Source organism: Acinetobacter sp. NEB149 (assembly GCF_012516415.1).
Lineage (GTDB): Bacteria > Pseudomonadota > Gammaproteobacteria > Pseudomonadales > Moraxellaceae > Acinetobacter > Acinetobacter lwoffii_V.
The window spans coordinates 953,969-974,466 of record NZ_CP051208.1; the positions used below are offsets into that span (position 1 = coordinate 953,969).

The 20,498-nt window shown below is 45.0% G+C and carries 17 protein-coding genes; 7 read left to right on the top strand and 10 right to left on the bottom strand.

All coding sequences use genetic code 11. The features are described from left to right. Positions 1-85 precede the first annotated feature (85 nt). From HGD77_RS04455 to HGD77_RS04465, 3 genes are all read right to left on the bottom strand, one after another. Positions 86-1,318: a transposase gene (locus HGD77_RS04455; protein WP_168730719.1), complete on the bottom strand. Its 1,233-nt coding sequence runs from the start codon at positions 1,316-1,318 to the stop codon at positions 86-88. A 311-nt stretch (positions 1,319-1,629) separates the two neighbouring features. Next, positions 1,630-3,171 carry a hypothetical protein gene (locus HGD77_RS04460; RefSeq protein WP_085064782.1) on the bottom strand — a complete coding sequence of 514 codons (1,542 nt, stop codon included), beginning with the start codon at positions 3,169-3,171 and terminating at the stop codon, positions 1,630-1,632. Between the two features lie 219 nt (positions 3,172-3,390). Then, entirely contained in the window at positions 3,391-4,008 is a 618-nt protein-coding gene (locus HGD77_RS04465) for a rhomboid family intramembrane serine protease (RefSeq protein WP_138743254.1), read from the bottom strand. A gap of 158 nt (positions 4,009-4,166) precedes the next feature. Here HGD77_RS04465 and nfuA point away from each other — a divergent pair, with 158 nt between their 5' ends. Both nfuA and HGD77_RS04475 read left to right on the top strand, forming a co-directional pair. After that, positions 4,167-4,805, top strand: a complete 639-nt coding sequence (gene nfuA / locus HGD77_RS04470) for a Fe-S biogenesis protein NfuA (protein WP_004279400.1) — start codon at positions 4,167-4,169, stop codon at positions 4,803-4,805. 192 nt (positions 4,806-4,997) lie between these two features. After that, positions 4,998-7,061 carry a TonB-dependent receptor domain-containing protein gene (locus HGD77_RS04475; protein WP_138743255.1) on the top strand — a complete coding sequence of 688 codons (2,064 nt, stop codon included), beginning with the start codon at positions 4,998-5,000 and terminating at the stop codon, positions 7,059-7,061. A gap of 44 nt (positions 7,062-7,105) precedes the next feature. Here the strand turns inward: HGD77_RS04475 and HGD77_RS04480 are convergent, their stop codons facing one another. Together HGD77_RS04480 and HGD77_RS04485 are read right to left on the bottom strand one after the other, a co-directional pair. Next, positions 7,106-8,107 (bottom strand): hypothetical protein, encoded by a 1,002-nt coding sequence (locus HGD77_RS04480; protein ID WP_005104667.1) that lies wholly within the window; start codon positions 8,105-8,107, stop codon positions 7,106-7,108. Positions 8,108-8,121: 14 nt separating this feature from the next. Then, positions 8,122-9,159, bottom strand: coding sequence for an alpha/beta fold hydrolase (locus tag HGD77_RS04485; protein ID WP_005262384.1), 1,038 nt, complete (start codon positions 9,157-9,159; stop codon positions 8,122-8,124). A gap of 315 nt (positions 9,160-9,474) precedes the next feature. Between HGD77_RS04485 and HGD77_RS04490 the strand changes: the two genes are divergently transcribed. After that, positions 9,475-10,089 (top strand): carbonic anhydrase, encoded by a 615-nt coding sequence (locus HGD77_RS04490; protein WP_004646264.1) that lies wholly within the window; start codon positions 9,475-9,477, stop codon positions 10,087-10,089. 43 nt (positions 10,090-10,132) lie between these two features. Here HGD77_RS04490 and HGD77_RS04495 read toward each other — a convergent pair whose 3' ends face one another. Then, complete coding sequence (locus HGD77_RS04495; protein WP_138743256.1) at positions 10,133-10,762, bottom strand: arylesterase; 630 nt, start codon at positions 10,760-10,762, stop codon at positions 10,133-10,135. An 11-nt stretch (positions 10,763-10,773) separates the two neighbouring features. On the opposite strand from HGD77_RS04495, the gene HGD77_RS04500 reads away from it, so the two are divergent. After that, positions 10,774-11,499, top strand: coding sequence for an ABC transporter ATP-binding protein (locus tag HGD77_RS04500; protein WP_138743257.1), 726 nt, complete (start codon positions 10,774-10,776; stop codon positions 11,497-11,499). A 1-nt stretch (position 11,500) separates the two neighbouring features. Beyond that, positions 11,501-13,993, top strand: coding sequence for an ABC transporter permease (locus HGD77_RS04505; RefSeq protein ID WP_138743258.1), 2,493 nt, complete (start codon positions 11,501-11,503; stop codon positions 13,991-13,993). Between the two features lie 34 nt (positions 13,994-14,027). Here the strand turns inward: HGD77_RS04505 and HGD77_RS04510 are convergent, their stop codons facing one another. Continuing rightward, entirely contained in the window at positions 14,028-14,846 is an 819-nt protein-coding gene (locus HGD77_RS04510) for a rhomboid family intramembrane serine protease (protein ID WP_138743259.1), read from the bottom strand. Positions 14,847-14,923: 77 nt separating this feature from the next. Here HGD77_RS04510 and mtgA point away from each other — a divergent pair, with 77 nt between their 5' ends. Continuing rightward, on the top strand, positions 14,924-15,598 hold the full coding sequence (mtgA, locus tag HGD77_RS04515; protein WP_004279409.1) for a monofunctional biosynthetic peptidoglycan transglycosylase: 675 nt from the start codon (positions 14,924-14,926) through the stop codon (positions 15,596-15,598). Positions 15,599-15,709: 111 nt separating this feature from the next. After that, the gene (ppk1, locus tag HGD77_RS04520; RefSeq protein WP_138743260.1) at positions 15,710-17,791 is read left to right on the top strand and encodes a polyphosphate kinase 1; all 2,082 of its coding nucleotides are present in this window, start codon (positions 15,710-15,712) and stop codon (positions 17,789-17,791) included. Between the two features lie 39 nt (positions 17,792-17,830). On the opposite strand, the gene HGD77_RS04525 is transcribed toward ppk1, so the two are convergent. The 3 genes from HGD77_RS04525 to estB all read right to left on the bottom strand — a co-directional run bounded on the left by HGD77_RS04525 (position 17,831) and on the right by estB (position 20,485). After that, a complete protein-coding gene (locus tag HGD77_RS04525) occupies positions 17,831-18,442 on the bottom strand; it encodes a response regulator transcription factor (RefSeq protein ID WP_039902034.1) in 612 nt (203 codons plus the stop codon). 182 nt (positions 18,443-18,624) lie between these two features. Continuing rightward, positions 18,625-19,533 (bottom strand): LysR family transcriptional regulator OxyR, encoded by a 909-nt coding sequence (gene oxyR / locus HGD77_RS04530; RefSeq protein WP_004279412.1) that lies wholly within the window; start codon positions 19,531-19,533, stop codon positions 18,625-18,627. A gap of 13 nt (positions 19,534-19,546) precedes the next feature. Next, positions 19,547-20,485 carry an esterase EstB gene (gene estB / locus HGD77_RS04535; protein ID WP_004279413.1) on the bottom strand — a complete coding sequence of 313 codons (939 nt, stop codon included), beginning with the start codon at positions 20,483-20,485 and terminating at the stop codon, positions 19,547-19,549. Positions 20,486-20,498: the final 13 nt, after the last annotated feature.

Below are 20,498 nucleotides of genomic sequence, written 5' to 3' on the forward strand. Positions count from 1 at the left end.
AAACGATATTTTTAGATGTTTGCTACTACTAATTTGAATCCATTGGGAAAGCTCCCTCTCCCTTTGGGCATAGGTATCTACACATCTATGAGATACCTAATGCCATTGTGGCTATCTCATTGAGTTCATCTATTGAATATTCCGAGAGCAGTTGAAGAGTGTTCAGTAAAATCGAAAGCCCTGCCAATAAGGCAGGTGCACTTTCCAACCTACCTCTTTTCTGCTGCCGACCTGAAAGACGGGTGAGAAATACACGAATTTTCTGATGGTGTTCATCTTCAGAACGCTGGATTCGCCAAGTTAAAACACAAGCCATACAGCTAATCAGTAACCGCCTTAAAATGGCTTCAGGTCTGGTCTGAAGCCATGCTTCAATATCATGACCTGCCTGCTTGAGCAGCTTGAAATAGCATTCAATTGTCCAGCGCCAGTAATACCAGGTCGTCATCTCTACCGTAGTAATCTCTGATGGAACATTGCTGATTATTGACCATCTTGCGACGGTCTTATCCTGATCATCTTTCACTACGGCAACAATTAATCTGGCTTCAATCGCACTCCCTGGCTGGGGAGCAACCCGTTGGCCTGAATCGTCATTTCTCTTCGGTTTTGCTGCACGTGTTATCCGGATAGCAGTTTCTCCCACATGCAACATATGCCGGTTTCCTTTATAGGCAATCGGCTGGACCTGCTGCGTTTCTACTCGTTCTGCGGCTTCTGCAACTTTGCATGTTTTGCCCTGATGCTCAATTCGATGGCCTTCTTTCGCCCGAATCAGCCATTTAAAACCCTGGCTGCTCATTTCCCTTAGGTGGGCAATGGAGTCACCTTCACGATCAATGATATGAACACATGTTTTCTCAATGGGATATTGTTCAATCACTTTGATTTGTTCGGTAAGTGAATCTAGATGAGATTTGCGCCCAGCAGAGTGTTGACTGAATGTGGAATAGCAGCCTGAGGCATCTGATAGTGTCTGCGCCAGTGGCGCAATAGGTAGTCCCGAGGCTGCATCAACCAGCAGACTGCTTTGCAATTCATAGCCTGAATCATATTGATGGGTTCTTTGCAGGCGCTGAATTTTATGATGGTGTTTCACATACTGTAGCTGAGACCAGTCATGAACAATCAATGCATATTGATGCGGTGATGCCTTGATCTGTTCACATGCAAGATGTTCAATTGGCTGGTTTAACTGACTAAAAGAGATTTTGTCATTATTCAGGAATCGCCAGACCGCTTGTGTGGTTGCGAAACTCGACTTTTGGGCAGAAGCCAGGTCTTTGATTGCCGGAGCAAGTGAAGCAAGAGGGTTCATATTGAGCTTTACAAGGCTGTTATAGCGCTTGACAAGACGCTGATCCAGGCCAGAGATGTTAAATTGAAGAGCATGCTCTTCAATTTAACGCAAAGTTCAGGAATTGTGTAGATACCTATGCCCTTTGGGAGAGGGCTGGGGTGAGGGGATAAACATTAGACTTCTTGCGTTAGTCAAAATTTAAACAGCCCAAAGCTACATTTTATAAGGTTTTAGCCAATTCAAAAATTAGGTAAAACGATACTTTCGCAAGAGGTCTATTAAATAAAAGTTTATCTAACGTAGAAGAAGTCTCGAAAGAAGAAAATAAATTACTTCTTCAACTTACTCAACAATCCCTTCGGCAACTTCTCTGTTGCAAAACCGTACAGCGCAGCAAAAGGCAGTGCGGTACGCGCCAGATAAGCGACTCGCCACAAACCACCATGATTCGCGCCATGCATCATCAATTCAAGCGGATGGTTGAGTTTTACTTCAGGATTGGCCACTGATTCTGGATTACGCAGGTCATGAATCCATAGTGCCGCCATAATCGCATTGGTGGTTTCAGGCGCGAAAGCTTCAACATCAAACAGGCTGGCGCCATTGAACGCGGCTTTAAGCAGCGGATTCTTGGTCACAGAATAGGTGGTCGTCGAAGGGGCAATATTGATACTGACCCGCTGCCCTTGAGCGCGAGCCAAGGTGGCACGCCATTGCTGGATACGTTTTGCCAGCGCATAGTTCGGGCCTTGTTCAACCACCAGGCAGTCACAGATACCATAAGCCTGATCACCAGACTGAATCAGTTCATGCGCATTTTTCTGGAAAAAGTGTTTGCGGCTTAAAGTGGAAACACCTTTGGAGATGATTGCTTGTGTCTTGGAGCGTTCAGTATATTTTACTTTTGACGCTTCAATCACTTCACTCGGAACCGCATAAACATCGGTCGGCGTACACATGTACATCAGGCTGGTATTAGCTTTTTGCTGGCTGACATGCTGCATGATGGCATCCATCGCCATGGAGACCCGAACATGCTTTTCACCATCCAGATAGGCAATTGCAGCCAGATCCAGATCCTGCTCGAACTGTAATAACCATTTGGCAATTTCAGGAATCTGGGTCAGCAAATTCGCCCCCAGTTTTTCTTTTAAAATATCAAGTGAAGTATCAGCAGGCAGGTCTTCAGTACATGGCGCATACAGCGTGGCATTGCCTTGGTTGATGGTATCAACAATCTTGCCCCATACACGGGTATTCGGCAGATCAATCGCTACAATATTGGCTTTCCATTTCGCCAGCCAGGTCAGAGGACCGGCTTCAGATGCTGCACCAAACAGCACCGTGGTCCGATCGGAAAGATCAAACCATTCAGGATGCACCACACATTCACGCAGGGCATTGGCATGGCTGGTTTCCACAATGCCTTGGCTTTCCCAGCGCTCAATCTGCTCCAATAAGGCATCACCTTGCAGCTTTTGACCGTGGTAAGGCACATACCATTCTGGTGCCGCTTTACTGCGACCTGTGAGTTTGAACGTATGTAGTTGTTCAGCTGGCAGAGTTAAAGCATCTTGCAATACATACTTTTGACCATCACGGTAAAATTCAAAAGTCTGATGGGCCTGTGTCAATCCATCTTCGGCAATTTTCAAGCTGGCTTCAGGAGAACTCAGTCCCTGTTCGACCAGCTGCTTAAAATGCACAGTATATTGTTTGCGCCAGTTTTTTTCTGATTGTGCCTGTTGAGAACTGCGTGAATCGACATTGGCTAGCGCTGCCGCGATGATTGCGCGCCCTGCTTTAGAGCTACTTGGTTTTTGTTGCTGAGACTGAAGAGGAAATTGAAGACCGTCTGGTGTAGTGGACATGCAAAATATCTCGAGAATGACAGTAATTAATATACAGGTGTATACATTATCGCTGCAAAATTCAGTCCAAGATTGGCATTAAGTGACATCATCACTTTCTAATATATTACGAGATGTTTCAAACAAATAAGAGAGCAGAAGCTCTCTTATCAATTTTTAGCAGAAATATGAGGTTCAATTCATATATAGCCTCATTCTCTTATCATTAAATAACCCTAATTAAAATGGAACTTGCATCAGTTTATTCAGGAAATGCGGAATCAGGCGTGGCTCCAGAATAATCGTCATGACCACCCCGTAAGCCGCTCCCCATAAATGCGCGCTGTGATTAATGTTGCTATTGCCTTTTTTGCCTGACCAGATGCTATAAGCTACATACAGCACAGCAAAAATAATGGCAGGAACCGGAATGAAGAACACAAAGATCAACTTCCAAGGTTCAAACAGAATATAGGCAAACAGTACAGCCGACACTGCACCGGAAGCGCCTAAACTGGCCCAGCGCGCATCATTTTTATGCTTCAGATAACTTGGCAGAATCGCAGCAACCAGAGCACCCAGATAGAACAGGATAAAACCCAGGTCGTACAGATATTGACGATAAAAGCTTTCAATCACGCTGCCAAAAAAGAACAGGGTAATCATGTTGAACAGCAGATGTGCCCCATCCGCATGGATAAAGCCATGGGTAATAAAGCGATCATATTGTCCACGTTGCAGTGCCGGTGGCCAGAAAATCAGGCGATTCATCACCGTCTCTTTGGAAAAAGCAATAAATGACACAATACAGGTGATCAGAATAATGGTCACGGTATGATTAAAAGGTAAATCAAGCATATAAATGATTCTAATGGTGCCTATTTGCCAATTATCATGCCATTAAAATTGAGCTAAAGTTGTACTTTTATAATAAATCCGACAATTTTAGTTGATTTTTAAAAATTACCCCGCATCTTCAGTTAAAATGGCCGCTTGAGCTTGAGGAAATTATTGTTATGTCGACTGAGAACAGCAGCACTCCAGTTGTTGGTGAAATTCCCAACTTATTGATTACACCAACAGCACAAGAGTATTTAAAGGATCTACTGGATAAACAGAACACCCCGGGTATTGGTGTGCGTGTTTTTGTAGAGCATCCGGGTACTCCTCGCGCTGAATGTTGCATGGCCTATAGTGCACCTGATGAAGTTGTACCGACAGATTATAAGCAGGAATATCCTGATTTCCCTGCTTTTATCGACTCGCCATCTATTCCGTATTTACTCGATGCCGTGATTGATTACAACAAAGACCGTTTTGGTGGTCAGTTGACTTTCCGTGCACCGAACTCCAAAGTGCCACGCGTGGGTCCAGATGCATCGGTAGAAGAGCGTATTACCTATGTATTACAGTCTGAAATTAACCCAGGCCTGGCAGGTCATGGTGGTAACTGTGCACTGGTTGAAGTTAAAGAAGACCCTGAAAAAGGTTTAACCGCTGTACTTAAATTTGGTGGTGGTTGCCAGGGCTGTTCAGCGATTGATATCACGTTGAAGCAAGGTGTTGAAACCACATTAAAACAACATGTACCAGAGTTAATGCATGTCGTTGATGAAACGGATCATAGTCAGTCTGAAGGTGCGTATATGAAATAAGCTGTTCTATATAACAGTTTATTTATCGCATTTTAAAAACCTCGAACTTTCGAGGTTTTTTTATATCTGGCTTATAATATAGTGAATATAAATGATAATAATTATCAATATTAATTGCATTTGAGTGAAAAGTTGTTACACTTTGCAACCGAATAAACATGATCTCTTCATAAATATTGGGGCGCGCAAGGTATGAATAAGCCATTCTTAAAAACAACTTTGGCATTTGCTGTACTCACAGCCATGGTGGGAAATACATCTGCAGTAGAAGTTGTTGTTCCACAGGCGGAAGCGACTAAATTGCAAACAATTGTGGTGACCGCAACAGGTTATGAGCAAGATTTGGCTAAAGCACCAGCTTCCATTACCGTGATTGATCGTGAAGAATTAGATAAACGTGAATATAACGACATTACTGATGTACTGCGTAATACGCCCGGGGTAGTGGTTTCAGGTGCAGGTTCTGCACAGACCATCAGTATTCGTGGTATGAGTTCAAACTACACCTTGTTTCTTGTAGATGGTAAGCGTCAATATGGCAAGGATGTCAATCCGAATGGAGACGATGGAGGTTTTGAGAAAAATATTTTGCCATCGCTTGCCGCCATTGAACGTATTGAAATTATTCGTGGTCCAGCTTCTACACTCTATGGTACGGATGCCATGGGCGGGGTAGTCAATATCATTACCAAAAAAGTGTCTGATGAATGGTCTGGTCATGTCGAATTAGGAACCACGCTTCAGGACAGTAGCCGTTCAGGTGATATTAAAAATGCTTCTGCATATCTTGCCGGGCCTTTAATTGCAGACAAGCTGGGCTTGCAGCTGGCAGTCAATAAGCAGGAACGTAATGAAGACCATTATGTGGGCGGTTTTCGTGGCACAGAACGTGAAAGCTTAAATTCACGTCTGAGCTATGCCATTAATGATGATCATGATGTGCAGGTTGAAGCCAATTTTGTGCAGCAGGAATCCACGACTTCAGTCGGTAAGACGGTAGCAGCCGTTCAAGGCGCTGCAGATTCATTCTCGCGTAATTACCGTAACGTTTATTCAGTAACCCATAATGGCCGTTATAGCGATAACTTGGACAGTTCATCTTATATCCAGTATGAAAATTCAAAAAATCCGGATCGTGGAAATACGGAACTCGGCACCAAAGGGATTACCCTGGATACATGGACAGCGAACAGTCAATGGAACTTAGCCTTAGGTGATCATACGCTATCATTCGGGGGATATCTTAAAGATGAAAAACTGGTCGATAAAGCGACTAACCGGAATCCCAATGCACCTGAATTTAGTGAATTAACACGTTGGTCTGCTGCCGCTTTCCTTGAAGACACCTGGAGTATTACGGATCGCTTCGATTTAACAGCTGGCCTGCGTTATGACCATGATGAAAACTATAGTGGCCATTTATCACCACGACTGTATGGGGTATACGCGGTAAATGATAACTTTGTAGTAAAAGGTGGTGTGGCCACAGGTTATAAACAGCCTGATATTCGTGCAGCCACAGAAGGGTTCTATAGCGTCACGGGTGGCGGTGGTTCACCCTTAGCAACAGGCCGTGGCATCATCCGTGCCAATCCGGACTTAGAACCAGAATCAAGCGTATCGACTGAATTAGGTTTCAACTGGAAAAATGATTATATCAATACATCGCTGACTGGCTTTATCACTAAATATGAAGATCGTATTACGGAAGTTCGTGCCTGTGAAACCGATACTGATGGCACCACAACAAACCGTAATAACTGGCAGAATTGGAAATGTTTCGAAGGAGATATTCCATTCTACTTTATTAGTGAACGGATCAACGTGGATGAAGCAGAAATTCGTGGTGTAGAAGCAACGGTAGAAGCCAGTCTGAATGATTATACGATATTGACTGCAAACTATACTTATACCGATTCAGAGTTTAAATCGGGTGCTTTTAAAGGCCAGCCACTGAACCAGATGCCGGAACACATGTTTAATATTGGTGTGGATTATGAGCTAAATGATGCACTCAATGTATGGAGCCGCTTGCACCATCGTTCTGAAACCTCTGCTTACTTGAGCCGTACCTCTATAGCTCAGCCAAATCCAGGTTACCAATTTGTAGATGTCGGCTTTAACTATAAGTTCAGTCCGAATCTAACAGGTAAATTTGGTGTCTATAACCTACTGGATGAAAAAGCTGAAGATATTGATGGTGATCAACTATTGGATGGTCGTCGTTACGGTATCAGTTTGAATGCAAAATTCTAAGCAAATGACAATATAAAAAAGCCGCTTTATAGCGGCTTTTTTATTTAAATTTCAAGGATTTTTAAAGTATCTTCATGATAATAAAATTGTTCCAGATATTTTCGTGCACGTTCACGTAAATGACCCTGGGAAACCATCTGCTGGATTACCGGGCTGAGCAGATGCTGCAATTCATTCTGAATGAGAGATTCATCAATATTCAGATCACGTAATAACTGATCAAAGGTATGTTCCTGATTGCGTACATACCAGGTATGAATTCCGTCATGCACTTGCTGCTGCAGATAGTCCGTCTGGCGTATGTGATCCCAGATGTCATGACCTAAGCCGACCGTCTGATTCAGGTCCTGCAGCTCAATATAATTCTTCAAGACCGATACAGGCATATCCTTGATTTTATGCCAGAGATTGGCCTGAAAATGATAGAGTTTCTCGTCGTCAAAATGCTGGTTTAGCACATGCTCACTCATCTGGCTGAGCTTCAGAATGTTCTTTTGCAGATAACGTGCAATGGTGCTATCGAGGTTGGTATCGGTGACATTTTCCAGAACGGATTTTCCCATTTTCATAAAGCGGGAAACCCCGGGCACGCTTTTGGCAATCATGGAGTTATCCAGATAATCCTGAATAGAATGCTGGATCAATTGCGTAATCATGGCTGAAAATGCCGGATTATTGACTACGGTTTTAATCAGACGTTGCCGATGGCCACTTTTGCTGGCCACATACTGGGCGATCTTGTCTACGGTCAGGACTGGGATCAGATCGGCAATTGTGGTGGAATCATTGGCCGGATGCACCAGGGCAAAACGGATATGTTCGGCAATCTGTTCAATCAGAAAGCTGCTGGCAGCAGTACCCAGAATCTGTTTTTGCAACAGCTGATTGATCAGTTCACAGCTCCACAGCTCTTTTAGAGTCTGTTTACGCAGCCACAAATAAAACGCATGAAACTCGCTTTGAATCGTTTCAGATTGAGAAAATGCCTGATCGAGAAAATCAAGTTGAGCATCGATCAACTGCTCAATCATCGGGTGTTTCTGCATAGCATCTCTGAAACTTAATTTAAAGGAATGAGTTTATCAGCAAGCGGGTTTTTTAGGGTCTGCGTCTTGGCTAGAAAAGGCAAATAATGTTGTGCGACCTGTTTTTCTGCTTCTAGAATCGGCATATGCCCGACGTTATTCAAAATTACCGGTTTTTCTGCACGTTTCAGCAGGGCATGTAGTTCTTTGACCACTTCGACATTAATGATCCGATCCTGTCTGCCCCATAAAATCAAGGTGGGTGCTTCAACCGTGCGGGTCAGGCGGGCGAAGGTTTCCGGTGTATAAATCCGGTTTAGCATCACCACCTGATCAATCGACTTACTGGTTTGTTCAGCGCGTGAAATCAGCAGTTTTTCCTGTGCATGCCGCAACTGATAAGGAATCACCGGCGGGTTCTGCATCAGCTGTTTGGAAACATCTTGAAGATCACCGGGCTTGCTGACGATCAGGTCTTTTAAGGCCTGTGGGTCTTTGGTATAGGGCGTATTGCCCATTTTGTACAGGCCAGCGGTATTAATTAAAAACAGGCTTTGCGTATCGAAAGGGTATTGCGAGGCATAGACTGTGGCAATCGAGCCACCCAAGGAATGTCCGGCAATATGTAAATTCTCATCCACATTTAAGGTTTCAATAAATAGACGCAGCTGCGAGGTCACATTGGGCACAGAAACATCAAAATTGTCCGGAACTTTGGTGTCGCCGTTGCTCGGCAGATCTGGAATAATGACATGATAATAGGGCGTCAGAAACTGGGCAACCCGGTTCCAGTTGTCGCGCGTGCCTGCCAGACCATGAATCAGTAGAATAGATGGTTTGTTCTTGGCACCGCCTTCGCTATAGCTCCAGGTGACCTCGCCAATTTTGAGGGTCTTGGATTTGAGACCGGCAAGGCTGCGTTCTTGCAACAGATGCTGCTGCAAGACTTTGGCAGATGTTTCATTTTTCTGGCTAAACAGTATTTGAGCATGTGTCAGGCCCGGTAATGCCATGCTTAAGGCAACTACGGCTGAACAAATCATTTTCGAGCGCAATTTTATTATTTTCTTCATTGGCCATTCCCCAAAACAAACCCAGTGAGCAAATTGCTCAATCAAAATACTTCCATGTTATAAATTTGCAATTTTCATTCAAATAAAAACATTATTCTTCATTCTATTTTAAATCAATCTTTGCGCTTGTCACCCATTAGTTTTTTGCTAGATTGCATTAAATGACTGGAAAATGTGATGTATTACGCATAAATTCCCTACAGAAATGAAATTAGATAAATGCTAAAAATTTAATCAGCTAAGATTTTTTGCAAGTGACATTCAAAAAAACTGGCAGTAAGATATTGCAACTAAAACCATCGGTGATAGAAAAGAATGCTCACAGCTCAAGAAGCTTTAGAACGTCTTAGACAGGGTAACCAACGTTTTGTCAGTGGCGATACCACGCATCCAAAACAACTTAGCCACCAACAGCGCGCAGAAATGGCAGAGGATCAGAATCCGTTTGCGATTGTTTTGGGATGTTCAGATTCGCGCGTTCCAGCCGAAATGGTTTTTGATCAGGGTCTCGGCGATCTTTTTGTGATTCGTGTTGCAGGTAATATTGTTGCACCCTCACAGGTCGGCAGTGTTGAGTTTGCCGCGGCACGTTATGATTGCGCGATTGTGGTGGTGTTAGGTCACAGTCATTGTGGTGCGATTAAAGCCACCATTGATACCTTAATGTGCCCTGATTGCCCGCCATCGGCAAACCTGATGTCGATTGTGAACCGCGTACGTCCTTCTGTTGAAACCTTAATGCAGACTGAACTGAAAAATGACTTGGCAAAATTATCCAAGCATGCAGTACGTTCCAACGTATTTGCTTCGGTGAATCAGTTGCGTCATGGTTCGGCCGTTCTGGAAAACCTGATTGGACAAGGAAAATTAAAAGTCGTGGGTGCTGAATATTCACTGGAAACTGGTGAAGTGACCTTCTTTGATTTCTAATCACGATTCATCTAAATACATTCTAAAATAAGTTAAAGGCGCTTTATAAAGCGCCTTTAATGTATGGATAAGCATTATTTAACAGGATCGTCTGTGCTTTGGCATTTGGGTGAATCAGATCCTTTTGCATCAGGGTTTTATTACCGGCGACACCTTGCATAAAGAAAGGCAATAACTTCACCTTATATTGCTGACTCACCACTTTATAATTATTTTCAAAAGCCTTGCTATAGGCCTGCCCGTAATTAGGCGGCATTTTCATGCCAAATACAATGACCTTAGCCTTGGCTTTCTGGCTCTGCTGAATCAGACTGGCTAAATTTTTTTGAATCATTTGTGGTGGTTGTCCACGCAAGCCATCATTGCCACCTAACTCAATCACCACAAGGTCTGGACGATGCGTCTGTAACAGTTTAGGTAGTCTGGCCAGTGCTCCGCTGGTGGTTTCGCCACTGACACTTGCATTGACCACTTTATGCTGTTTCGGATACTGTTGCTCTAAACGCTTTTGTAATAAATGTACCCAACCCTGCTGGGGCTGGATACCATAACGTGCACTTAAACTATCACCTAAAATCATAATTGTCTTTGCTGAGACCCCGAGTGGTATCAGGCACAGACTGACCAAAAAAAAGTAAGGCAATAGCCGAGTTTTCTGATTAAGATCTTTCATATAGGACACGTATGATTCAAAGCAGCAACGATTCGACCATCATGCCACAGGCTATTATTTCTGCCCAGAAATTGACACAAAAGATACAACTTTCACAAAAACAGCTCACCATTTTTGAGGATCTTGATCTGGATATTCAGGCCGGAGAACAAGTGGCAATTACCGGTCGTTCCGGTTCCGGAAAATCCACATTACTGGGTATTCTGGCGACACTGGATCAGGCGAGTTCAGGTCAGCTTATGGTCTGTGGCGAATCGGTCTCTAGCTTGGATGAAGAACAACGTGCACTGGTACGTTTAAGAAATATCGGGTTTGTCTTTCAGTCTTTTCAGCTCTTGCCACATCTGACTGCACTTGAAAATGTGATGCTACCACTGCGCCTGCAGCCCGGCTTTAAATATGCAGACGCTGAGCAAAAAGCCTTGGCATTACTACATAAGGTCGGTCTGGATCGACAGGCGCAGCAAACGCCAAAAGTCTTGTCCGGGGGAGAACAGCAACGTGTAGCCATCGCTCGTGCACTGGTCAGTGAACCCAAAATCATTTTTGCCGATGAACCTACGGGCAATCTCGATGGTGAAACGGCCAGAGAAATTGAACAACTGCTGTTTCAACTGAACCGGGAACTGGGGACGACGTTGGTGCTGGTCACGCATGATCGCAAACTGGCGCAGCAGTGTCAGCGGCATTTTGAACTGCTGAATGGCGAGCTGATTGAATATCCGAGTGGAGGATGAAATGAATCCGTTATTTCGCCCTTTACTGACGCAAAGCTTTAAAACGACCGGGATTTATCTGCTGATTATTGCCTTAACGCTGGCAATTAGCGCGACCACTGCACTTAAGTTTAGTAATGAGCAGATCCAAAATGCAGTCGCCTTGCAGGCAGCAGAAATGCTGGCCGGTGATCTGGTGCTTTCAGATAATGAGCCTTTGCCGGAGCAGTGGCGTGATCAGGCCAAGCAGCTGGATTTAAAGCAGTCAGAAGTCACTTTTTTTAGCAGTATGGCCTATACCGATGCGCAGTTTGTCATGGTCAATGTCAAAGCCATTGATCAGGCTTTTCCTTTGCGTGGCGAACTGCGGGTGCAACCGGCAAAAAAGTCGATTCAGTCTGGTGAAATCTGGCTCAGTCCACGAGCCATGGATCTGCTCAAAGTCAAATTGGGGGATCAGCTCAATATCGCCGATGCGGCGTTTAAAGTCACCGCCAAGATTGAACAGGACTCCAATCAGGAACTTGGATTTTCCGGATTTTCACCAACGGTGATTATCTCCCAGGCAGATGTGGCACGAACCAATGCGATTCAGGTGGGTAGCCGGATTGAATATCGCCTACTCATGGCTGGCCGTCCAGACGACACCCAACAATATGAAGCCCTGTTCAAGCAGCAGGTCAAGTCAGCAAACGGCTCGGCTGAAACGCCAGCGGAAGTACAAGGACAGGAGTTTGAGGAGCAAAGCAGTCTCAGGTTACGCAATGCCAGTGAAGGCAATACCCGCTTGATGAAGCCGATTGCTAATCTGGACACTTTCCTGCAACTGGCCAATATTCTGACCATTCTATTATGTGGGATTGCCATTGCTTTAACCGCGCAGCGTTATGTGCAGCAGAATCAGGATCATATTGCCTTGATGCGTTGTATCGGTGCCACCAAGCAGCAGATTCTGTCGGCTTATCTGGCTTTACTCGGGATGGTGCTGTTGATTGCCATGCTAATTGGTACCGTGGTCGGGATCAGTCTGGGTTATGGACTGTTGCAATTGATGTTGCAGCTGATTCCAAATTTACAAATTGAATTTTCCGCTATCGCAATGTTGCTTGGACCATTGCCGGTCGCGATGCTGACCAGTGCCGTAGTGCTACTCGGTTTTGTCATGCCAAGCTTATTGCAACTGCTAAATACGCCGCCAATTCGGGTCATTCGCCAGCAGGAAAAATCAATGCAATCCATGCTGTGGATGCTGCTGACCGGAACGCTAAGCCTGATTATTTTTAGTGTGATTTTGACTGAAAACTTGCTGCTGACCGCCTGGGTGATTGGCGCGATTATCGTGTTATGTGCATTGCTGTATCTGACAGTATGGGGGGTGTTGAAACTACTGCGTAATATGAAGCTGAATCTGTCAGCCTATGTACGTACACCTTCTCAGACCGCCTTGCAGATTACGGCTTTAGCCTTGGGCTTAAGCCTGATTACGGTACTGGCAGTATTGCGTACCGATCTGCTAGATCGTTGGCAGCAACAGTTACCGGAAGGTACGCCGAACCAGTTTGTTTATGGTTTACCGCCTTTTGAGATGCCAGCCCTGAAAGCCCAACTTGAGCAGAATGGCTGGAAAAGCACACCACTGTATCCGAATATTCGCGGGCGTCTGGTCGCCAAAAATGATCAGCCTTTTGCCGAGGAACTGGTGAAAAGCAGCAATACCTTAAGACGTGAACTGAATTTGACTCAGTCAAACAGCTATCCACAAGATAATGTGATTGTCAGTGGTGACGCGGTATTAAAACAAGTCGGCACCGTATCGGTCGAAGCCAATACTGCGGAAGAGCTAGGGATCAAGATCGGAGATAAACTCAGTTTCAGTCTGCCTGAAGGCATACTGGAAGCTAAAGTGCTGAATTTGAGAACAGTCGAATGGGAAAGTTTTAGTCCCAACTTCTTCTTTATCTTTGCCCCCAATACCATGGATGCCAATGCCGGCAGTTATCTGGGCAGTTTTTATGTCCCGGAGGCAGATAAAGGCAAGCTGGTGTCTGTGATCCAGCAATTTTCCAACACGGTCTTTATTGATGTCAGCCTGATTCTGGAAGAGATCAAACGCATTGTGAATGTGCTGGTGCAAATCGTGACGATTCTGGCGGTACTGGTCAGCATTTCCGGTTTTCTGGTGCTGATGGCCTGTCTGAACCTGTTGATGGATGAACGCAAACGTGAAGTGGCTTTGTTACGATCATTCGGTAGTTCCAAGCAGAAACTGAAAACCATGATGAGTCTGGAAATTGGTTTTATTGGGCTGTTTGCCGGAATAGTTTCCTGCCTGTTTGCCGAAGTGATCAGTGCGATTGCCAGTTATAAAATGGATTTGATGATTCAGCCGCATTGGGAAATCTGGATTATCCTGCCGATCTTTATGACCTCTTTATGTGCGCTGATTGGCCGTTATCGCCTGAGTTATCTGTCAGAGATTCCACCCTTACAAAGCTTGCGTGAGATGAATCAATAAGATTCATCTCCGTGATTTTTAAACTGGCTGAGAGTTAAAGTTTTAGTTGCTGTTGCATCATTTCCAGAATCTCTTGCCACAGTGGGCGAATGGGTTCGAGTAAGGCCAAGTTATGTTGATAAAGCAGCACACAAAGGCCGAACCCGACAATCAAGGCAATCAGATTGAACAGGTGGCTACGCTGCATTTTTTGCCCGATGTACCAGAGCAAGGTGAGAAAAGCCCCCATCAGCATGCCGCCAATATGTGCGGCATTGTTGATTCCACTGATCATAAAGCCCAGCGCGAGGTTTAGACCCATCACCATCACCAGGGTTTTTTTATCCAGAATAAAACGTTGCTGTGGCAGCATTGGCAATAAAGCCAGCACCGTGAGTGAAGCCCCGAGTCCCATCACGGCACCAGATGCGCCGGCACTGACCGCAGGCAATAAATCGGGATTGGCCACACCGCCTTCGATCAGGCGATAGCTGTCCTGAATGTTCATATAGCCACTGAGCAGGCTGCCCATTAATCCGGCACACACATACAGGCCAATAAAATACATCCGGCCAAACAGCTGTTCGGCAACACTACCAAAAATATACAAGGCCCACATATTCAACATCAGGTGAATCAGGCCAAAATGAAAAAACATGCTGCTAAACAAGCGCATGGGTTCCGCTATATAAGTTAAAGGTGCATAATCGGCACCCCAGAGAATAGCGTCTCGGGTACTCGGCTGGCTAACATCCATGCCATGCATGGCTTGCCAGCCAAATAATCCAACATTGATCCCGATTAAAATGGCGGTGATCCACCAGAGATGCATTTCAAGTTTGCGATGTTCGACAGGGGGAGAGTATTCAGACATGCTATTTTTTTGCTGTGATTGTATATTTCGAATAAGCTTAACACGAAAAATTAAATTTTCAGGAGTAACGCACTGACATGAAAGCCTTTCTGATCCGCACGATGCTCGTCATCGTCAGTGTGATTCTGCTGGTTCAATTGTGGATCTTTGCCAGTTTGGCCTGGTGGCGAACCAATCCGGTGAACACCACCATGATGATGCGGATTGATTACTGGACAGAACCTTCCAAAGCGATTCAGCATCAGTGGCGTCCCTATGACGAAATCAGCCTGAATCTGAAACGTGCCATCGTCACTGCGGAAGATGGAAAATTTATTCATCACCATGGTTTTGACTGGGACGGAATTCAAACTGCGCTGAATAAAAACAGAAATCAGGGCCGTGTAGTGGCCGGTGGTTCGACAATCTCCCAGCAATTGGCGAAAAACCTGTTCCTCGTCAACAAGCGTTCCTTTGTACGTAAAGGTCAGGAAGCAGTCGCGACCTGGATGATGGAACGCATGTGGTCGAAAGAACGAATTCTGGAAGTCTATTTAAACTCGATCGAGTTCGGGGATAATATCTACGGCGTTGAAGCAGCGGCCAAACATTATTTCGGTAAAACCGCACAAAGCCTGACCCGCGATCAAGCCATCTTTCTGGCTGCCATTTTAACTAATCCGAAATATTTCCAGGATCATCGCAATTCCTCTGCATTAAATGCTCGTAAGCGGATGATTCAGCGCTATATGCGTTATGCAGAATTACCTTAATTGATGATTTGAAGAGAAAGCCCAATTATTTGGGCTTTTTTTATGAAATTGTCATCAATTTGAAGCATACTTGGAGCGATAAGCACAATTTTAAATCCGCATAGGTTTGATATGAATACGGCAGCCAGCACAACTTCAGCACAGCCCGAATATACATATAATGATCGTTATATTAATCGTGAACTGTCTATCCTTGACTTCCATTTACGCGTCTTGGAACAGGCTGTCGATCCTTTACATCCATTGCTTGAACGTATGAATTTCCTGTTGATTTTCTCGCGTAATCTGGACGAGTTTTTTGAAATCCGGGTCGCAGGAATGATGGAGCAACTGGATCTGGATAATGAAAGCCGGAGTCCGGATGGCTTAACCCCAAAGCAGGTTTTAGAACAGATTTCTAAAACGGCACATGCCGCCATTGAACGCCAGTACCGTATTTTAAATGAAGAAATTTTGCCAAAACTGCGTGAGGAAGATATTTGCTTCTTGCGCCGTGGTGAGCTGACTCCGGCACAATCTGCCTGGGTGAAAAAATATTTTCAGGAGCAGGTTGCGCCGGTTCTCACGCCGATCAGCCTAGACCCAGCGCATCCATTCCCGCGGCTGGTGAATAAATCACTGAACTTTATTGTCACGCTGGAAGGAAAAGATGCCTTTGGTCGTCAGATTGATCTGGCTGTGGTGCCTGCACCGCGTTCTCTGCCACGCGTGGTACGTTTACCGGATGAACTGACCGATGGCAAAGAACATCATGTGATGCTGTCGGCGATTATTCATGAACATGTGTCTGATCTGTTCCCGGGGATGACAGCAACCGGCTGTTATCAGTTCCGTGTTACCCGAAATGCCGATTTGGCCTTGAATGAAGATGTGGAAGATCTGGCCAAGGCACTCAAAGGTGAACTCAGCTCACGCCGATTTGGTCGTGCGGTACGTCTGGAAGTGACAGAAAATTGTCCGCAGCATATTTATGAATATCTGCTGAATGAATTTGATCTGGACGATGAGCAGCTTTATAAAGTCGCCGGCCCGGTCAATCTGGCACGTTTGCTATCTAACTTTAAGCGTCCACATTTACGTTATGACTCGCATACGCCGATCATTCCCAAAGTACTGAAAAAATCTGAAAATATTTTTAGTGCGATGCAGAAACAGGATATTTTGCTGCATCATCCATTTGAATCTTTTGCGCCGGTGATTTCATTATTACGTGAAGCGGCACGCGATCCGCAAGTGCTGGCGATCAAGCAAACCTTGTACCGTAGTGGACCAGATTCTGAAATTGTGCAGGTGCTGGCTGAAGCTGCCCGTAATGGTAAGGAAGTCACGGCAGTGATTGAATTGCGTGCGCGTTTCGATGAGGAATCCAATATTGAAGTCGCCAATGTACTGCAAGAAGCGGGTGCGGTCGTGGTCTACGGCATTGTCGGTTACAAGACTCACGCCAAGATGATTCTGGTGGTGCGCCGGGAAAATAACAAATTGGTGCGCTATGTGCATCTGGGCACCGGTAATTATCATGCCGGCAATGCGCGAATCTATACCGATTATGGTCTGTTAACGACGGATAAAGATCTGTGTGAAGATGTGCATCGTATTTTCCAGGAACTGACCGGTATGGGGAAAATGGCCAAGCTGAAAAAGTTGCTGCATGCGCCGTTTACCTTACATGCCCAGTTACTGAACTATATCGATAATGAAATTGCCTTTGCCCAGGCAGGTAAGCCGGCGCAGATCATCGTCAAAGTCAATGCCCTGACCGAAATGCAATTGATTAACAAACTCTATGAAGCCTCTCAGGCCGGAGTACAGATTGACCTGATTATTCGGTCGATTTGCAGTTTGCGTCCGGGTTTGCCGGGTCTGTCGGAAAATATCCGGGTGCGTTCAATTGTCGGACGTTTCCTGGAACATACCCGCGTGTATTATTTCAGCAATAATGGAAATTCACGTATTTATTGTTCAAGTGCAGACTGGATGGATCGTAACCTGTTTAATCGGGTCGAGGCCTGTTTCCCGGTCGAAGATGAAGCCTTGAAAAAACGCATCTATCAACAAGGTCTGTTGAATTACCTGAAAGACAACCAGCAATCCTGGTTATTGCAAGGTGATGGTACCTGGCTGCGGGCACAGCCAAAAGAAGGTGAAAAACCACATAATGCACAACGTATTCTGTTAGAGCTGTTTAAATAAGTTTAAGTATTTAAAGAGGCTGAATATTCAGCCTCTTTTTTATTTCGAACATACAATTGAACTGTTTAAGCTGAGTCTGATCAGTTTTCGATAGATGTGTTTGACCTGACTATACATCTGATAATCTTTCATCTGAAGCTGGTTTTGTCGTTCGGTTTGCGATTTATGCTGACTCATTACTTGTAATAACTGTAATTCAGCGAAGTTGAGACAGGCTTTAACGCTGGGCTGGTGCAGGAGATAGTCTGCCAATTCAGTATGAATGTAGGCTCCACCGCGCAAGACAGTTTTTAGACTATCAGCGAACTGGGGTAATGAATCATGATGCTGCATATAGCTATCTGCGCCGGACAGCAAGGCTGAATAGATCAGTGCTGTGGAATGAGTATTGAGTATGGCAATAACGGGCGTATCTAGGCTTTGCTGTTTCAGCGGACGGATCACACTGATCTCTGAAGTTGTTGCTGCATGATAAAGAATCAGATTAGGCAGATGTTCAGTAATCATGGATTGTGCGGACAGCATATTGTCCGCATACAGCAGCATATCTGGCTGATAGCCGAGTTGCTGTAGCACGGTCTGGATTTTTGACAGGTCGAGTCCAGTCGGTGAACGAATCACTAAAACCGGTGCAGGCAAAAGGCTAGCCAATAAAACGCGATCCTGTAGATGCGATAGAGAGCTATACTGTGAATCAGGCAGATGCAAATGCCTATCCCAAAGAATAGTGATTTAGCTGAAATGTAGAGATTCTAAGTTTCTAGGCGGACTGGATGCATTCAATTCAAGATATAAAAAAGGAGCAACATGTGCTCCTTTTTATTATCTATAGATCAGGCAGCATCGTGCTGAGTGATTTTCTGGAAAATCTGTAATAGCACATCAAACTCGCTTTGCAGCGGTGTGCTTTTACGGGTTACCAATGCCAGGGTACGACTTGGGGCTGAATCGATCGCTTTTACCTGAATCTCAGGATTGCCTTTAATCATATTGGTATGGATCGCAATTTCAGGCAGCAGGGTAAAGCCCAGATTTGCAGACACCATTTCGATTAAAGTCGGCAGTGAGCTGGCTTTTAAACGGTGATCATTTTTACGCTCACCAATCGGGCAGGCACTCAAGGCATGATCACGCAGGCAATGACCTTCTTCAAGTAACATCAGGCGAGACAGATCCAGATCTTCTAAAGAGTTTGCTTGTGCAGCATGCTGATCAGATTTTTGGTAAACCAGATACAGATTTTCTTTGGCAATTTCAGCAACTTTCAGACCGCGGGTATCGAAAGGCAATGCCAAAGCCACCATATCCAGGTTGCCATGTTCCAGCTTTTCTACAATCTTTTCACTTTGCGCTTCATGCAGATGCAACTGGATTTTTGGTAATTGCTTATGTACTTCATCCAGAAGCTGGGACAATAGGAAAGGTGCAATTGTTGGAATGACGCCGAGATGTAGATCACCGGTTAGGGGTTCACTCATCTCACGACTTAAACGCATTAGGTCCTGAGCATCGGCCAGTAGAACACGTGCGCGTGCAACCACTTGTTCACCAAGAGGCGTTAAACGAACATTCTGGCGGTCGCGTTCAACAAGTACGCCACCGAGTAAACGCTCCAGCTCCATGATGCCGCCAGACAAGGTAGACTGGGTGACAAAGGAGCGGCGAGCAGCTTCTGTAAAATGTAGCGTCTCTGACAGTGTTACGAGGTATGACAGCTGTCTTAGGGATGGTAATGCAGCCATAGTGTCCTAATGTTTATGATTTAAAATGATCAGCAAATAATTCGCTAAGATATGGAATAAAATGCGGTGGGATATCATGCCCCATTCCATCAATTAATTCAAATTTAGCCCCTGAAATTGCTTTCGCAACGGCCTTGCCATGGCTAGGAGGCAGCAATCGATCTCGAGAACCATGGACCACCAGGGTTTCTTGTTTGATTTGCTTGTCCAGTTGCAGCAATGAGCCTGTACATAATATTGCTAAAAACTGTTGAAGTACACCAGCAGGATAGTAACTTCGCTTATATAATTTACGGGCGGTCTGCACCGCTTCCAGATGATTCACATAACCTGGCGAGCCGATGATCTTGAACAGTTTCAAACTATGATCAACAATGCCATCTTCATCTGTTGAAGCCGGTTTGTCAATCAAACTAAAGAGTTGCTTTGGAAAGGGCGGTGGCAACATCGGCTGGTTATTACTGGTAAACAGTAAGCCCAGTTTTTTGACTTTGTCCGGATAACGCGCTGCCAGAATCTGGGCAATCATACCGCCCATCGAAGCACCCAGCACATAGACTTGTTCCAGCTGCATTTTTTCAATCAGCAGACTGACATCTTCAGCCATATCATACAGATCATAAGGTGCACCCTGATTACCCAGACCCAGCACAAACCGGCTCATCATTTTCAGGGTATTCAGGCGCGGACCTTTGTGATGAACTTTTGAAGACAGGCCAATATCACGGTTATCAAAACGGATGATGTGATAGTCATTGTCAATCAGTGACTTGCAGAAAAAGTCAGGCCAGTACAGCATTTGCCCACCCAGACCCATAATTAGCAAAATGGTGGGATGTTCCGGATTTCCACCAACCTCGACATGTAGCTGGATCCCATTGCCAAGATCAACCTTGGTTTCATGCATGAACGAGGTATAAGGGGAAAGATTAAACTGTGCTGCGCTGTACATAGTCGCTGTCCTA

Excerpts from the sequence above, each read along its gene's own strand:
- nfuA (WP_004279400.1), top strand. The coding sequence starts at position 4,167 with ATGTCGACTGAGAACAGCAGCACTCCAGTTGTTGGTGAAATTCCCAAC.
- HGD77_RS04465 (WP_138743254.1), bottom strand. The coding sequence starts at position 4,008 with ATGCTTGATTTACCTTTTAATCATACCGTGACCATTATTCTGATCACC.
- HGD77_RS04500 (WP_138743257.1), top strand. The coding sequence starts at position 10,774 with ATGATTCAAAGCAGCAACGATTCGACCATCATGCCACAGGCTATTATT.
- HGD77_RS04495 (WP_138743256.1), bottom strand. The coding sequence starts at position 10,762 with ATGAAAGATCTTAATCAGAAAACTCGGCTATTGCCTTACTTTTTTTTG.
- HGD77_RS04475 (WP_138743255.1), top strand. The coding sequence starts at position 4,998 with ATGAATAAGCCATTCTTAAAAACAACTTTGGCATTTGCTGTACTCACA.
- ppk1 (WP_138743260.1), top strand. The coding sequence starts at position 15,710 with ATGAATACGGCAGCCAGCACAACTTCAGCACAGCCCGAATATACATAT.
- HGD77_RS04490 (WP_004646264.1), top strand. The coding sequence starts at position 9,475 with ATGCTCACAGCTCAAGAAGCTTTAGAACGTCTTAGACAGGGTAACCAA.
- HGD77_RS04455 (WP_168730719.1), bottom strand. The coding sequence starts at position 1,318 with ATGAACCCTCTTGCTTCACTTGCTCCGGCAATCAAAGACCTGGCTTCT.
- mtgA (WP_004279409.1), top strand. The coding sequence starts at position 14,924 with ATGAAAGCCTTTCTGATCCGCACGATGCTCGTCATCGTCAGTGTGATT.
- HGD77_RS04460 (WP_085064782.1), bottom strand. The coding sequence starts at position 3,171 with ATGTCCACTACACCAGACGGTCTTCAATTTCCTCTTCAGTCTCAGCAA.
- HGD77_RS04505 (WP_138743258.1), top strand. The coding sequence starts at position 11,501 with ATGAATCCGTTATTTCGCCCTTTACTGACGCAAAGCTTTAAAACGACC.
- HGD77_RS04485 (WP_005262384.1), bottom strand. The coding sequence starts at position 9,159 with ATGAAGAAAATAATAAAATTGCGCTCGAAAATGATTTGTTCAGCCGTA.
- estB (WP_004279413.1), bottom strand. The coding sequence starts at position 20,485 with ATGTACAGCGCAGCACAGTTTAATCTTTCCCCTTATACCTCGTTCATG.
- HGD77_RS04480 (WP_005104667.1), bottom strand. The coding sequence starts at position 8,107 with ATGCAGAAACACCCGATGATTGAGCAGTTGATCGATGCTCAACTTGAT.
- oxyR (WP_004279412.1), bottom strand. The coding sequence starts at position 19,533 with ATGGCTGCATTACCATCCCTAAGACAGCTGTCATACCTCGTAACACTG.
- HGD77_RS04510 (WP_138743259.1), bottom strand. The coding sequence starts at position 14,846 with ATGTCTGAATACTCTCCCCCTGTCGAACATCGCAAACTTGAAATGCAT.